Source organism: Clostridium sp. AM27-31LB (genome assembly GCF_003480745.1).
Classification (GTDB): Bacteria; Bacillota; Clostridia; order Lachnospirales; family Lachnospiraceae; genus Butyribacter; species Butyribacter intestini.
In genome coordinates this window covers 176,204-191,015 of the sequence record NZ_QUJS01000002.1, presented here as the reverse complement: position 1 = coordinate 191,015, position 14,812 = coordinate 176,204, and the positions used below count along the sequence as shown (strand labels likewise).

At 39.1% G+C, this 14,812-nt stretch carries 13 protein-coding genes; all 13 read right to left on the bottom strand.

Features of this window, described 5'->3' with window-relative positions; all coding sequences use genetic code 11:
• Nucleotides 1-38 precede the first annotated feature (38 nt).
• Nucleotides 39-2,330, bottom strand: a complete 2,292-nt coding sequence (locus tag DW721_RS04435) for a hydratase (protein ID WP_182436209.1) — start codon at nt 2,328-2,330, stop codon at nt 39-41.
• 160 nt (nt 2,331-2,490) lie between these two features.
• Nucleotides 2,491-3,222 carry a nucleotidyltransferase family protein gene (locus DW721_RS04430; RefSeq protein WP_147355380.1) on the bottom strand — a complete coding sequence of 244 codons (732 nt, stop codon included), beginning with the start codon at nt 3,220-3,222 and terminating at the stop codon, nt 2,491-2,493.
• A 133-nt stretch (nt 3,223-3,355) separates the two neighbouring features.
• Nucleotides 3,356-5,692: a molybdopterin cofactor-binding domain-containing protein gene (locus tag DW721_RS04425; protein ID WP_118744955.1), complete on the bottom strand. Its 2,337-nt coding sequence runs from the start codon at nt 5,690-5,692 to the stop codon at nt 3,356-3,358.
• Nucleotides 5,685-6,206 carry a 2Fe-2S iron-sulfur cluster-binding protein gene (locus DW721_RS04420; RefSeq protein WP_022014635.1) on the bottom strand — a complete coding sequence of 174 codons (522 nt, stop codon included), beginning with the start codon at nt 6,204-6,206 and terminating at the stop codon, nt 5,685-5,687. The genes DW721_RS04425 and DW721_RS04420 overlap by 8 nt, the downstream gene beginning before the upstream one ends.
• A complete protein-coding gene (locus DW721_RS04415; protein WP_118744954.1) occupies nt 6,206-7,015 on the bottom strand; it encodes an FAD binding domain-containing protein in 810 nt (269 codons plus the stop codon). The genes DW721_RS04420 and DW721_RS04415 overlap by 1 nt, the downstream gene beginning before the upstream one ends.
• A gap of 30 nt (nt 7,016-7,045) precedes the next feature.
• Nucleotides 7,046-7,300: a DUF3343 domain-containing protein gene (locus DW721_RS04410; RefSeq protein ID WP_022014637.1), complete on the bottom strand. Its 255-nt coding sequence runs from the start codon at nt 7,298-7,300 to the stop codon at nt 7,046-7,048.
• Nucleotides 7,301-7,304: 4 nt separating this feature from the next.
• On the bottom strand, nt 7,305-7,979 hold the full coding sequence (yedF, locus tag DW721_RS04405; RefSeq protein ID WP_118744953.1) for a sulfurtransferase-like selenium metabolism protein YedF: 675 nt from the start codon (nt 7,977-7,979) through the stop codon (nt 7,305-7,307).
• 89 nt (nt 7,980-8,068) lie between these two features.
• Nucleotides 8,069-9,094, bottom strand: a complete 1,026-nt coding sequence (gene selD / locus DW721_RS04400; protein ID WP_347560353.1) for a selenide, water dikinase SelD — start codon at nt 9,092-9,094, stop codon at nt 8,069-8,071.
• 6 nt (nt 9,095-9,100) lie between these two features.
• Nucleotides 9,101-10,252 carry an aminotransferase class V-fold PLP-dependent enzyme gene (locus DW721_RS04395; RefSeq protein ID WP_118498985.1) on the bottom strand — a complete coding sequence of 384 codons (1,152 nt, stop codon included), beginning with the start codon at nt 10,250-10,252 and terminating at the stop codon, nt 9,101-9,103.
• Between the two features lie 241 nt (nt 10,253-10,493).
• Nucleotides 10,494-11,627 (bottom strand): ATP-binding cassette domain-containing protein, encoded by a 1,134-nt coding sequence (locus DW721_RS04390; RefSeq protein ID WP_182436208.1) that lies wholly within the window; start codon nt 11,625-11,627, stop codon nt 10,494-10,496.
• A gap of 25 nt (nt 11,628-11,652) precedes the next feature.
• Nucleotides 11,653-12,321 carry a molybdate ABC transporter permease subunit gene (gene modB / locus DW721_RS04385; RefSeq protein ID WP_330672322.1) on the bottom strand — a complete coding sequence of 223 codons (669 nt, stop codon included), beginning with the start codon at nt 12,319-12,321 and terminating at the stop codon, nt 11,653-11,655.
• A 14-nt stretch (nt 12,322-12,335) separates the two neighbouring features.
• The gene (modA, locus tag DW721_RS04380; RefSeq protein WP_118744950.1) at nt 12,336-13,202 is read right to left on the bottom strand and encodes a molybdate ABC transporter substrate-binding protein; all 867 of its coding nucleotides are present in this window, start codon (nt 13,200-13,202) and stop codon (nt 12,336-12,338) included.
• Nucleotides 13,203-13,244: 42 nt separating this feature from the next.
• Nucleotides 13,245-14,810 carry an XdhC family protein gene (locus tag DW721_RS04375; protein WP_118744949.1) on the bottom strand — a complete coding sequence of 522 codons (1,566 nt, stop codon included), beginning with the start codon at nt 14,808-14,810 and terminating at the stop codon, nt 13,245-13,247.
• Between the last annotated feature and the right edge of the window lie 2 nt (nt 14,811-14,812).

Below are 14,812 nucleotides of genomic sequence, written 5' to 3'. Positions count from 1 at the left end.
AGACATTCTTTATATTTCAATATATAGCTCAGATACAATTACATCTGCGAACGGTAGTAATTGATAAGACATCCCTTAACGATTATCTCACGCTCTGCATCTGTAAGTTTTCCAAGATGAAGCTCAAATTCTTTCATTTCATCACCGACAACATATGCCTTGATAGTGTCAATCTTGTCTTCAACTGATTTCTTTATATCTTTTACAAAGATGTAGTCTCCATTCTTGAACGGAAGCTCGTCCTCATCATAGATAAATGGGAGCATACCCCAGTTGATAAGATTTGAACGGTATCTCTTTGTAGCATATTCTTTTGCAATATTTGCAAAACCACCGAGAACTTTCTGACATGAAGCTGCCTGCTCACGTGCAGAACCATCACCAGGCTTAACGGCATATATCATACTTCCAATCTGTGTATTTTCCGGCTTAACATCAAATTTTGCATTTATCTTTTCAAATACATCTTTTACTTCAGGACATGCCGCAAATATATCTTCGCCCGCAACTCTTGCCTTTTCAGCTTTTGCAACTGCTTTTGCACGACCTACATACTCAGGGTCTTTACGGGAAAGTGTAAACTCGGCAAGTCCTAAAGGATTTGAACGGAATGATGAAGTTTCTCCTGATGGTATAAGTTCATCCGTTGTAGTTACCGGGTCATGTATCTCTGAAACGACTTTGATAACAATATCATCGGTAAGTGCTGACATTGCAGGCCAGTCTTTGATGTTTGGACCAAATTTTATCTCAACACTAGAATCCGGTTTTCCAACACCATTGTAAACTCTGTTCTCATAAATAGTGCTGTCAAAGAAGTATTTCGGCTTTGTGAAATCTACATCCACATTTTCTGCCGATGTAAGATAACCCTTGTTTGCTGCTGTTGCCGCAATAGAACGTGCATCCATAAGTGCAACTGATGCTATCTGACCGCTTGTGACCTTAGAACCCTCTCTGTTAGGGAAGTTTCTTGTCGAATGTCTGATAGAAAGTCCATTGTTTGGAGGAACATCACCTGCACCAAAGCAAGGACCACAGAATGCCGAACGTATAGTAGCACCTGTCTCCATAAGGTCTGCAATCCTGCCGTTTTTAACAAGTTCCATAAATACAGGCTGGCTTGACGGATAAACACTTAAAGAGAACTCATCTGCACCAATATATTTTCCACGGAGAATATCAGCAGCATCACAGATATTTTCAAATCCACCGCCTGCACATCCTGCAATGACACCCTGCTCTACATAAAGTCTGCCATTGTGAACCTTGTCTTTAAGAGTATATTTAACCTTATTATTGTCAAGACTTACAAGTGCTTTCTTCTCAACATCGTCAAGAATATCCATAAGATTTGCGTTAAGCTCATCAATAGTATAGACATTGCTTGGATGGAAAGGCATTGCTATCATAGGCTTAATCTTGCTGAGGTCAACATATACCATACCGTCATAATAAGCAACTGCATCCGGCTTAAGTTCCTTAAAGTCCTGCGGACGCTTGTGAATATCATAGAAATCCTTTATCTTGTCATCTGTTGTCCAGATTGATGAAAGACAAGTTGTTTCCGTTGTCATAACATCTATACCTATTCTAAAATCAGCACTGAGATTTGCAACACCATCACCAACAAATTCCATGACTTTATTGTTTACATAGCCGTTTCCAAATACTGCTCCTATAATGGCAAGAGCCACATCCTGAGGACCCACGCCCTTATTTGGCTTTCCTGTAAGATAAACTGCTACGACACCCGGCATAGGAATATCATATGTACGGTTCAAAAGCTGTTTTACAAGTTCAGGTCCGCCCTCACCCATAGCCATTGTACCAAGTGCACCATAGCGTGTATGTGAATCAGAACCAAGAAGCATCTTTCCGCCGCCTGCAAGCATCTCTCTTGCAAACTGATGTATGACAGCCTGATGAGGTGGTACATACATTCCACCATATTTCTTCGCACAGGTAAGTCCAAACATATGGTCATCTTCATTGATAGTTCCGCCTACTGCACAAAGACTGTTATGACAGTTTGTGAGAACATATGGTACAGGAAACTTTTCAAGTCCTGACGCACGAGCTGTCTGGATGATACCTACAAATGTAATATCATGCGAAGTAAGCTTGTCAAACTTAATCTGAAGATTTTCCATGTTGCCTGAAGTATTGTGTGCTTCAAGAATACCATAAGCCATAGTACCCTTAGCTGCCTCTTCCTTAGTGACTTTTTTGCCTGTTTTTGCTAAAACGGCATCTAAAGCCTGTGCATTATCCTCAACGATTTCAGAACCGTTTACAAGATATACACCGTTGTCGTAAAGCTTGATCATTATCAAAATCCTCCTATTAATCTCGTAATTATTAAATATTATATATGCTAACAGCACAATAAGTCAAGTTTGCAAATTTAAGAAATGTAAAGCCGAACTATTACACTTATGAATGTAATCTTATAAAATCTGTTAATTGGTGTATAACTGACTGATAACATCAATTCTGAGAATAAATATAAATATCTTTTTCGCTGTCAATATCAAACAATTCTTTCTCGTCTTCAACATCTATATAAAAACATTCATGTCTTTTTGCGACTTTTCTGCCCCCGCTGTCACCGCTTAACTCCAACAGTTCAGGGATAAGTTCACAGGAGAACATACATGGATTGCCTGCTTTTTCCATATATCTTGCTGAAAATACCTTGTAATCTTTGCTGTTTTTTTCTTCTGACAAAATATTTTCATAATCATTATTATTTTTTTTACCATTCGTCAAAAGCAATTTGTAATCTTCGCTTTTTTTATCTTGCGAAGAAAATTCTTTCTTATTTTTCGCTACCGCCTCGATAAATTTATGTATCGTCTTTTCGCTAAGATACGGCTGGTCTGCAACGATAAACAAAATCCAGTCGTCTTTTTTCAACCTGCCCATCAAACTGTTTATCCCTGCTTTTATCGTATATGATGCACCTAGCCTGCTATCACCGCAAAACACGGTATTTATATCTTTTCTGCCATCAAGGTCAGCTATTATCCTGTCGTATTGTGTTACAACAGTAAGTGTTATGTCATAATCTATATCTTCATTTATTTTTCTGCTGCTTACAATATCTGATAACATATCAAGCGTATGTCTGTAAAGCATTTTTCCCTGCCAGATATGTAAGAGTTTATTACTTCCAAAACGGCGGCTGTTCCCAGCCGCCATATATATAATGTGTATCATATTTTTTGATTTTATATATTTGCGAAACAATCTTAATTTTATATAAGCAAAGTGTGTCAATACTATTATCTATATCCCTGTTCAATCAATATAGACTAATCCGTCGAAGCTTTTCACCTCAGCCGCCAGACTACTATATGATACGGTGGTCAATCTCTTTCCACTCAGGATCAATCATCCCCATAAGGATTTTTTCAGGTGTGAACGGAACTGTTCTGTGCCACACTCCGGTTGCCCTGTATATTGCGTGTGCAAGAGCTGGTGCAGGAGTATTTATAACTATCTCTCCTATCGACTTTACCCCGAAAGGTCCTGACGGTTCATAGCTTGTTTCAAACTCAACATTTATATTTCCCACATCAAGTCTTGTTGGAATTTTATACTGCATAAGGCTGTTCTCGGCAATCTTTCCCTCTGCACTATATGTGACATTTTCATAGAGTGCCATACCTATCCCCTGTACTATACCGCCCTCTGTCTGAACTCTTGCAAGGTTTGGATTTACTGGTATTCCACAGTCGACAACCGCCTGATAATCAAGTATCTTTACGCTTCCTGTTTCTTTGTCAAGCTCTATCTCAACCATTCCGACCATATACGGCGGCGGTGATACAGGTGATGAATATGTCTCGGTCACATCGACAGGGATAGTATTGTTTACCTGTGATTTTGTGGCAATATCCGCAAGGCTGACCGATTTTTCATCTTCCGTCATATACACTTTTTCGCCATCAAAATCTACATCTTCAGGAGAACAGCCGAGAAGCCCTGCACCTATCTTCATTATGTTTTCACGAAGTTTTAAAGCGGCATTTTGTGTAGCCATTCCCGTGATGTAAGTTGTTGATGAAGCATAAGAACCTGAATCATAAGGTGATGCGTCTGTGTCTGCACCAAAAACTGAAATTTTATCTGCATCACAGTCTAGGACTTCTGCTGCCATCTGCGAAAGAATGGTATCACAGCCTGTTCCCATGTCAGCCGCACCTATCATCATATTATATGTTCCATCGTCTGAAAGTTTTAATGTGCATGAACCCACATCAACATTTGAGATGCACGACCCCTGCATCGCAAGTGCCATTCCTGCTGCCCTGACTTTGCCGTTTCCCATATCCCTGACCGGATATTTCTCAGCCCAGTTGAAATTTGCGGCACAATGCTCTATACACCTATCCAAAGCACAGGCATTCGCTGTCTCGCCAAAGTATGCCGGCATGAACATTCCCTCTCTTACAATGTTTTTCATCCTTATCTCAACCGGATCCATATGAAGTTTTTCCGCAAGTTCATTTACGGCAGATTCGAGTGCAAAAATCCCCTGCGTTGCACCATATCCTCTATATGCTCCTGCTGCCTGAACATTCGTGTAGACAACATCACATGAAAATTTTGTCGCTTCACATCCGCCCGTATAAAGCGGCAGTGATTTGTGGCCTGAAAGTCCAACGGTCGTTGTGCTGTGTTCACCGTATGCTCCTCCGTTTGACAGCGTATAAAGGTCTATCGCTCTTATCCTGCCGTCTTTCATTGCACCAAGACGAACCGTCACTTCCATTTCATGGCGGGGTGAAGATATTATCTGACATTCATTTCTGCTGTAAATAAGTTTGCTCGGCTTTTTTGTCATCCATGTAACAAAAGCCGGATAGACTTCACATACGGCTGTCTGTTTTGCCCCAAAACCTCCGCCTATGCGTGGTTTTTCCGCACGCACCATCGATTTTGGAATATCGAGTGCATTTGCAAGTATTCTTCTGATATGAAAAACTATCTGCGTTGAACTTATGCAATGAAGTCTGCCGTATCTGTCAATCTCGCAGTACGCCCTTATCGTTTCCATGTAAGCCTGCTGTGCCGCCTTTATATGCCAGGTATGCTCTATTATCTCCTCACAGTCATTAAATACTGCATTTACATCACCATGTTCATCTTCCTCATGGTGTATAAGATTTCTCTTAACATCACCCGTATTGCCATATGACATCCAGTTATCCTCCGGATGCACAAGTATGGGATTGTCAAGTGCCTTGTGAAAATCAAGTACAGGTTCGAGTACCTGATATTTTACTTTTATAAGTTTTAATGCTTTATCAACAGCTTTCTCACTCTCACCCGCAACTATCGCAACAGGATCACCTACACTTCTCACCCTTCTGTCAAGTATAAGCCTGTCATACGGTGACGGCTCCGGAAAAGTCTGGCCTGCAATGCTGAAACGCTTGTCAGGAACATCTTTCCATGTATAAACAGCTTCTATCCCCGGTACTTTCATTGCAATATCAGTGTTTATATCCTCAACTAAGGCATGAGCATGAGGGCTTCTGAGAAGCTTTACCACAAGGCAGTCCGATGGTGTTATGTCATCGGTAAATACCGGCTTTCCAAGGAGAAGCTGTGATGAGTCTTTCTTTGGAATACTTTTTCCTACTGCATGATAATCTTTTCTTTCACGGTTAAATTCACTCATTCTTCCACTCCTTTCCGATGTCTGCCCCAAAAACTTCTGCTTCAAGCTGCATAGGTGCATTTTCCTTTTTGCTGTTCAGATAATTCCTGAGTGAACGAAGCTGGCTCTGATACCCCGTGCAGCGGCACAGATTGCCCGAAAGATACTCAAGTATCTCCTCGTCAGTCGGATCAGGATTTTCACGGAGAAGTGCCACTATATTAACTATATATCCCGGATTGCAAAAACCGCACTGGTCAGCACCCTGCATTGCAAAATAACCGGTAAATTTTTTAGCTTCTTCCTCCAGTCCTTCAAGTGTATCAACGCATCTTCCGTCTGCCCTGCCGACAGGAATACTGCACGAAAGCATCGGCTTTCCATCCATAAGCACCGTGCAAAGACCACAGTTTCCTGTTTCACATCCTCTCTTTACCGAATAACATTTATGTTTCCTGCAAAAATCTATAAGAAGCATATCTGCGTCTACGGTATCTTTTATCATTTTTCCATTTAATGTAATCTTTACTTCCATCAGCAGATTTCCTCCTTTTCGTTTTCTGATACTATCGTCTTTAATGCCCTTTTTACAAGAACATTGCATATTATCTTTCTATACTCGGCACTGGCACGCATATTGCTGCCAAAACGGATATTTTGTGCCACATACTCTGCAAATCTTTCAATATTTTCATCTGTAGGTACAGATAATATATTTTCACTGTCATATACAGGCTCAGCCATATATGGAGTTGCCCCGATAACAGCCATAGTACCTCTTTTTCCCTTTGAAACGGCACAGGTAAGCACCGGGAAATCTGTTGACTGGTTTCTCTGGCTCAGATAAACTACCTTTTCAGTTTCCTTTGGCACAATTACTGACACAAGTATATCTCTCACCGTGCGTGGCAGCTTTACAAAGTCATCAAGTTCCATGATACCCTCATGGAAAAGCTCCACTTTAGCACCAAGTGCCCTAAATATCGTCATAACATCTGAAAAGCCATACCGCCCCCATATACTTCCGCCGACCGTTGCAACATTTCTAAACTGGACACCGACTATATCTTTTACGGAGTTGGCAAAGGCATTATCCGCATATTTATTTAATGATTTATTTGTTTCTATGTCCCTTAATGATACATATGCACCTATACGAAACTCATTTTCATTTTCTTCTATGCTGTCAAGCCCCAGTTTACAGAGATCTATCGCTGTTCCAAGAGTTGTATTTTTCATCTTTGTCCAAAGCATTCCGCCGACAATGAAATTTTGTTTTTTCTGGTAGAGTTCATATGCTTCTTCGAGGCTTTTTGCCCTTATATACTGATTATAATAGAACATATCTCTTTCCTTTCTCTTATGATTTTAGTGTTAAAACAAATCCAGTTCATATAACGCATCCCACTGAATTTTTTCTTTCTGCATGAAGTTTATTGTCTCATTTCTCATATCAGGCTCTGTCTTCCAAGCAAGACCACACCCTGCCGATATTTTTGACGGCAGCGGTATTATCCTGCCGTAAATATTTTCACTCTTTGCCCGGCTCTCCATTTCCATTGCAGCAGTTGTATTTTTGAATGAAATCACAAGCTGTGTATGTCTTTCTCTCTTACAATTTTCGCACATAATATTATGGGCAGACTATAAGTGATGCTTCCGTCATTTTTTTAGTAATTTCATACATATTTGTGGCTTCACCGACACAGAGCTTTTCGGTAAGTCCGTAATAATTGAGACAGGTACCACAGGTAAATATCTTTACACCCTTTTCCTCTAAAGCCTTTAAATCTTCTATCGACTCAGAGCCTTCACTTGTAATCTTTGCACCGCCGTTATAAAAAAGCATTGTCTGAGGCAATTCATCCTGCTGCGAGAGTGCATATATAAAACCTTTGATAAGCACTTTTCCAAGTTCGTTATCACCCTCACCCATAAATTCAGACTTGATGACTACAACTTTTTCACCGCTGTTTTTGATATTGCAGGAAACCATCTCATCCGCACCTGTCTTTATAGAATTTGCTTTGGCAACTGATGTTGCTTTATCATTTGCTGCCGACATTTTATTGTCATTTATTTTATCAATATCATCTATAGTTATCTTCACACTGTACCCGGAGTCACTTGTCTTGCTGTCTGAAACTGCAAACCCCATCTGTGAAGCCATCTTTTTAAGATTTTCAACAGCAATCTCATTATCGACAAGAGTCTCAATCGTATCCGGTTTTTCAAGTTTCTCAATCGCTTTTTTTGTCTTAACTACTGGTATCGGGCAGGTATCACCCATTGCATTTATTGTTATCATAATATCTTTTTTCTCCTTAACTTTAGAACTATAGTATTTGTTATATTCACACAATTAATACAACATATTATTAGTTTTGCAATCTCCTGTTACTTTATATAAATATTTTTTTCTTTTTTTTGCGTAAAATGACCAACTATCGCCGCCGGAAATCCCTCATTTTTTAATTCCTTTAAAAATGGCAGTGCATCTTCTTTCTTTACGGCAAACAAAAGACCTCCCGATGTCTGCGGATCAAATAACAGTTCTTCCATCGCAAATGTTATGTTTTCTGAAAAATCCACATTATCTGCGACATGATTTCTGTTTCGCTGTGCTGCTGCCGTGAGCAGAAATTCTTCGGCATAATGAAGTGCACCTTTTATAACAGGTATGGATATTGAGTCAATCTCCACCGATACACTGTTATTTATCATCTCGTTTAAATGACCTAAAAGTCCAAATCCTGTCACATCAGTACATGCATGGATTTCATAATTTCTGCTTATCTCAGACGCTTTTTTATTGAGTGTAGTCATCGACTCTATTGCTTCATCCATTGAACCTTTAAAAGCCTGTCCGACACGCTGTGCATTGCACACAAGCCCTACACCGAGTTTTTTTGTAAGTATAAGTATGTCAGTCGGTTCTGCCTTATTATTTTCATATATTTTGTCAGGATTTACAAGTCCCATAACAGACAGACCGTATTTTACACTGTCATCGGCTATAGAATGACCTCCTGCAAGTGTCGCACCTGCTTCATTCACCTTTTTTGCACCGCCCTGCATTATCTTTCCAAGAATGTTTAGGTCCATTTTTTCAGGAAAACAGACTATATTTAGTGCAGTCTTTACCTCACCGCCCATCGCATATACATCACTTAATGCATTTGCCGCCGCTATCTGTCCGAAAATATACGGGTCATCGACCATCGGTGGAAAAAAATCAAGTGTCTGAACAATTGCCATATCGTCTGATATTCTATATACTGCCGCATCGTCACTGCTGTCATAACCGACAAGAAGTGAAATATCTTTCTCACCTTTAGGTATTTTTGACAGTATATGTTTCAGTACATCTGCTCCAAGTTTTGCGGTACATCCGCCGCCTTTACAAAAAACTATATCTTCCATGATAAATTATATGTCCACCACCTTTTTAGCAATTTCTTTTACTGCATCTGCCGCCGCCGTCACTTCTTCCTCTGTATTATAATACGAAAAACTAAATCTTACCATACCCTGTGTTTTTGTGCCAAAATATTCGTGCATACGCGGAGCACAATGAATCCCTGCTCTGGTGACTATTCCAAATTCATCTTCAAGGAGCATACTTATCTCTGAAGAATCTGCCGTTCCTATATTTAATGAAACTATCGGACAGCGGACTCTATCCTGTCTGAAATCACCATAGACTTTTACGCCTTTTACCCTGCTTATACCCGAATAAAATATCTGCATAAGTCTGTTTTCTTTATTGTATATCTTGTCAATTCCAACAGTGTTTATCTCCTTTACAGCGGCAAGAAGCCCTGCTATCCCGTGGCTGTTTAATGTCCCTGCTTCAAGCAGTTCAGGAAGTTGCTCAGGCTGTTGTCTTAAAAAACTTTTTATGCCTGTCCCACCGCTTTTTAAAGGTCTTATATCTATGCCGTTTCTTATATAAAACCCGCCTGTTCCCTGCGGTCCCATAAGACTTTTATGTCCTGTAAAACAGAGTATGTCTATATTCATATCCCTGACATTTATAGGCAGTACACCTGCAGTCTGTGATGCGTCCACTATAAAAAGAAGATTATGTTTTTTTGCAATCTCTCCAATCTTTTTTATATCGACAACATTCCCCGTAAGGTTGGATGCGTGAGTACAGATGATTGCTTTTGTAGCTTTTGTTATCATATCTTCTATACCAGAGGCATCAACAATCCCATTACCACTGCACGATACAATGTCTGCCTTAACTCCTCTTTCACCGGCATAATAAAGAGGTCTTAACACTGAATTATGTTCAAGGTTTGTGGTAATAACCGTGTCACCCTCATTAAAAAGTCCATGAATAACAGTATTTAATGCCTCGGTCGCATTTGATGTAAATATAAGACCTGAGACATTGTCACCGCCAAAAAATTCAGTAAGGCACTTTCTTGTTTCAAATATACACCTTGATGCTTCAAGTGATGTCTCTCCATACCCCCTGCCTGAATTCCCATAATTTTTCATTGCGTGCATAACAGCATCATATACAGCTTGCGGTTTGTAAAGTGTAGTCGCCGCATTATCAAGATATATCATTAATATATTCCCCCCTGACATGATATCAGCAACAGAAATCATCTTCAATTTATTTAAGAAGGTAACAGTTCAGCCATAAAAAGATAATTAGCAATACAATGAGCTTGTTCATTGTATTGTTAAGTACCTTTTTATGGTAGAATAGCCTTTCATTTCTGAAATGAAATAAACAAAAGCTGCAAAGCAGCGACTGACAGCTCGCTGGCAGGTTTATGAATGTAAGAAATGCAAGGCTGAACTGTTATTTAAGAAGATGTATATATTCTTTTGCTACCGTAATTTTTTTAACATTATTTAGTAAGTCAATATATTTATCCTGCAATTTATCCGAAAACAACTGATTCTCTTTTGGCTTTATCATTGTTATAACCTCACCGTTTTCAAGCTCACAAAGGCAGCAGGTATTATAAAGTTCTTCTGACAGCGAGATACTTTTTATCTTTAAGGTATTTAGCGTATCTTCAAACATTCCTGTTGTTTCAGAATTTATATTTTCATTTTTAATATATTTTTTCTGATGCGTAAAGGAATGTTTTCCAATATTTATATCATTTTGAAAAATACAGATACTATGATATTTTTCCCAGTCACTTTCTTTTGTTGCCTTAACTTTAAGCGTAACACCCCAGTCAACCGCTTTCACATGACTTTCATCTATCCAGCTTATGTTCGAGAAATTTAGACATCCTGCAAGTTTTGCCTGTGCTTTTGTCTCAGGTTTATAATAAAAATATTTTTTATCATATATCCTGCTTACAATTCCATCTTCCACGGAACATACTTTATCTGCAAATCTGTAGATTTCTTCCCGGTTATGCGAAACAAAAATTATCGGCTTATGGAAATTTTCAAGCATCTCCATAAGTTCCACTTCCATTTTTCTTTTGATATGTTCATCAAGTGCAGAAAATGGTTCGTCAAGCAATATACACTCCGGGTCTGATGCAAGCATACGAATCATTGCAACACGCTGTTTCTGTCCTCCTGACAATTTTTTAGGATAATTGTCTGCCACTTTTTCAAGCCCATATGCACTAAGCCACTTATCTACAAGTTCATGGTTTTTCTTTTTCATAACAATATTTATATTTTCTCTTGCCGTCATTGTAGGAAATAAAGCATAATCCTGAAAGAGATAACCTGTTTTTCTAAGTGAAGCTTTTAAATTTATCTTTTTTTCCGAGTCAAAAAGGACACGACCGTTCAGTGATATATAACCGCTGTCAGGTGTTGCTATCCCTGCAATACATTTTAATATCATAGTCTTTCCCGCACCGGATGCACCACTTAGTGCCAGTATATCGTCATCTGTCTGTATATCCGTATTTAATTCAAAATTATCAAGCCTTTTTCTTATCTTTACTATTAAAGCCATATCAATCCTCATTCTTGCAGATTTCTTATCTGTCACCCGTAATAAAATTTATAATAACAAGACAGATAAACGAAATTGCCGTTATCACAATACACCAGAAACCTGCCGTTTTAAAATCACCGCTCTGAATCACCATCGCTATCTGCTGAGATATTGTTGAGGTTTTTCCTGCAATGTTTCCGGCAAGCATTGATGTTGCACCGTACTCTCCGAGTGCTCTTGTAAATGTAAGTGTAATCCCCGATAAAATTCCGGGTTTTGCCATTGGCATACGGATTTTAAAGAAAATTGTCCACTCACTAAGACCAAGCGTCTGTGCCGCATATATCACATTTTCGTCTACCTGTTCAAATGCCGCTCTGGCATTTCGGTACATAAGAGGAAATGCAATAACCGTAGCCGCAATGATACAGCCAAGCCATGTATGTATGACATGAATTGAAAGTCCCTTATCTACAAAATTTCCAAAGCTGTGTCTGGTACTAAATATACGGAGCAATATATATCCCGCAACTGTCGGCGGCAGAACAAGAGGCATTGTAAGAATACCATCCCATATACCTCTTGTTCTTCCACGCCTGCTCACGACAAACCAAGCTGCCAGTATGCCAAGCACAAAAGATACCAGTGAAGCCACAATACCGGTTTTAAGACTTATCCAAAGCGGACTAAAATCAATCTGGGAGTAATCCATAATAAACCTCATTTCTAAGACATAGAAAAATGGTATTTTTCAAATAATTTTACAGCCTTTTCTTCGCTCATAAACTTTACAAATTCGTTTGAAGCATTAAATTCAGCGTCAGATATATCATCACTTTTAAGTGATGCAACAGGGTAGATAACATCACCTGTAAGGCTGTTTGGGAGTTTTTCGATTATCTCTAAATTGTCTTCATATCCAAAGGTATCTGAATAATAAACAGTTCCAATCTCCTCTGCACCCTCTGCAACTGCTGCCGCAACAGCACCTACATTTGCACAACTGTTTATCTCAAGACCTCCCAGTGCGTTTGATATATCTGTATCTTTTAAGTCATTAGCCTTTTCCTTATCGCCTGATACCAGACCTGCATTTATCAAAGCCTTTCTTGTGTACTGTCCTACAGGAACAGTTTCATCTGCAAGTGCCATGTTTTTTGCTTTTGACATATCTTTAAAACTCTTAACTTTTGTATTACTTCCTTTCCATGTTACAAGGCACACCTGATTGTTTAAAAGGTCTTTGCGGCTATCCTTATCTACACTGCCGCCATCATATCCCTTTTCAAGCTCGTCCATCTGCTCTACACCTGCCGAAAAGAATACATTGCACTTTGCTCCCTCTTTTATCTGTGTCATAAGTGTTCCTGAACTGTCGTAATTTGTGTGGAAATTTATATCAGGATGCTCTTTGTTGTATTCTTTGCATAGTTCATCCATAACACTGTTAAGACTTTTTGCAGCAAATATGGTTATATCTGTTTTTTTGCTGTTCTCGTTTTTCTTTCCGCAGCCTGCGAGCATCACTGTAACAAGTGCCGCTATAACACAGCATACACTTATTTTTTTACTTATCTCCTTTACATCAAACATAAAAACCTCTTTTCTGCACACTCATTTTTTCCTTTAATCAATCTACATTCTCTCCAGCATAACACTTATATTTCCACCACACACCATGCCCTCTTTTTCAGTATCATCAGTATTCATACTTACTTCCATTATCTCAGGTTTGCCTATAAAATGTTTATTTGCAAAATTGTCTTTTTGACAAACAGCCTTATTTTTATTCTCATCATTTTTTGATGCTGTTTCCTGCATTGGCATTGCAAAGCCGTTAAAAATGTCCCTGCATCTCGTGATAATTTCAGCCTCCGCACATCCTCCTCCGATAGTTCCTATAATTCGGTTGTCCGAAGTTACTATCATCTGCGTTCCGACATTTCTTGGAGCACTGCCGCTTTTTCTTATAATGGTACATAAAATCCTCTGCTCATCAGACTGTTTTGCAAGTTCATCAATAATATTATCATCAACAGAGCCGTTATTGCAATGTTTATTTTTACAATATACTATCTCACTCATAACTGACAACGCTATCTCCTGTGGTGTAGCCGCACATATTGAAAGACCTATTGGTGAATGAAGTTCATTTATTTTTTCAATCTCAATACCATGTTCTTTAAGGTCTTTTCTTACCATTACCGACCTCCTTTTTGAACCCATCATCCCTACATATGCATATGGCATCTTAAAAATCTCAAAAATGCACTGTTCGTCAAATCTGTGTCCTCTGGTCATGCACACAAAATAGTTGTCACGGTTTTTGTCTATAGTTTTCAGTGCATTTACATAGTCATCACATATAACATTTTCAACCCCAAGACTGCGTATTTTCTGAGCAAATATGGGTCTGTCCTCTATCACGGTAATGTCGAAATCCACAAGTTCAGCCATCTTCACAAGTGCCTCTGCCACATGACCTCCACCGCATATTACAAGATTAGGTCTGCCGGTGATGTTTTGGATAAATAATGTATTGTCCCCTATCTTAACCAGACTGCTGCCATCGTTATTTCCGTTATCATCAATACCGCAGAAAGTCTTACACAATTTTTTTACTATATCACCGGTAAAATAGTCACCATAGCTTACCCTTATTCTGCCATCTGTAATGTAGGCCTTCTGTCCTGTTGCCTCACCTGATACAACTGTAGCAATAAATGACTTTTCAGCTCGATCCCTGTCTCTTATACTTAAATACATATCAGCTTCAAGCATTTTTACTTCATCACCCTCATTTATCATACCTCCATTTATGACAACTGCAAATACACCCTCTTTTGGCATGATACATTCACCCATACGCTCATATATCTTGCAATGCGAATGACACTCCTTGCCTATCTGCGTCATTTCAAGAACGGCATCACCTATTTTAAAGCGTGTTCCAAGCGGCAGACTCCTAAAATCAAATCCTGAGATTATCAGATTTTCTCCAAATGCACCGTTTTCTACTTTAGCACCTTTTTTCCTGAACTCCTCTATTTTTTCATATGACAAAAGACTCACCTGTCTGTGCCATCTTCCGGCGTGTGCATCTCCATCAAGCCCATAATTCCTGATAAGCCTGACTTTTGGAATCTGCTTTTTTTCAGTTCCACGCTCCCTGCTTATGTTTATTGCAATAAGTTTTCCCAAAC

Coding starts and splice junctions, on each gene's coding strand:
- DW721_RS04435 (WP_182436209.1), bottom strand. CDS start 2,330: ATGATCAAGCTTTACGACAACGGTGTATATCTTGTAAACGGTTCTGAA.
- DW721_RS04430 (WP_147355380.1), bottom strand. CDS start 3,222: ATGATACACATTATATATATGGCGGCTGGGAACAGCCGCCGTTTTGGA.
- DW721_RS04425 (WP_118744955.1), bottom strand. CDS start 5,692: ATGAGTGAATTTAACCGTGAAAGAAAAGATTATCATGCAGTAGGAAAA.
- DW721_RS04420 (WP_022014635.1), bottom strand. CDS start 6,206: ATGGAAGTAAAGATTACATTAAATGGAAAAATGATAAAAGATACCGTA.
- DW721_RS04415 (WP_118744954.1), bottom strand. CDS start 7,015: ATGTTCTATTATAATCAGTATATAAGGGCAAAAAGCCTCGAAGAAGCA.
- DW721_RS04410 (WP_022014637.1), bottom strand. CDS start 7,300: ATGTGCGAAAATTGTAAGAGAGAAAGACATACACAGCTTGTGATTTCA.
- yedF (WP_118744953.1), bottom strand. CDS start 7,979: ATGATAACAATAAATGCAATGGGTGATACCTGCCCGATACCAGTAGTT.
- selD (WP_347560353.1), bottom strand. CDS start 9,094: ATGGAAGATATAGTTTTTTGTAAAGGCGGCGGATGTACCGCAAAACTT.
- DW721_RS04395 (WP_118498985.1), bottom strand. CDS start 10,252: ATGATATATCTTGATAATGCGGCGACTACACTTTACAAACCGCAAGCT.
- DW721_RS04390 (WP_182436208.1), bottom strand. CDS start 11,627: ATGGCTTTAATAGTAAAGATAAGAAAAAGGCTTGATAATTTTGAATTA.
- modB (WP_330672322.1), bottom strand. CDS start 12,321: ATGGATTACTCCCAGATTGATTTTAGTCCGCTTTGGATAAGTCTTAAA.
- modA (WP_118744950.1), bottom strand. CDS start 13,202: ATGTTTGATGTAAAGGAGATAAGTAAAAAAATAAGTGTATGCTGTGTT.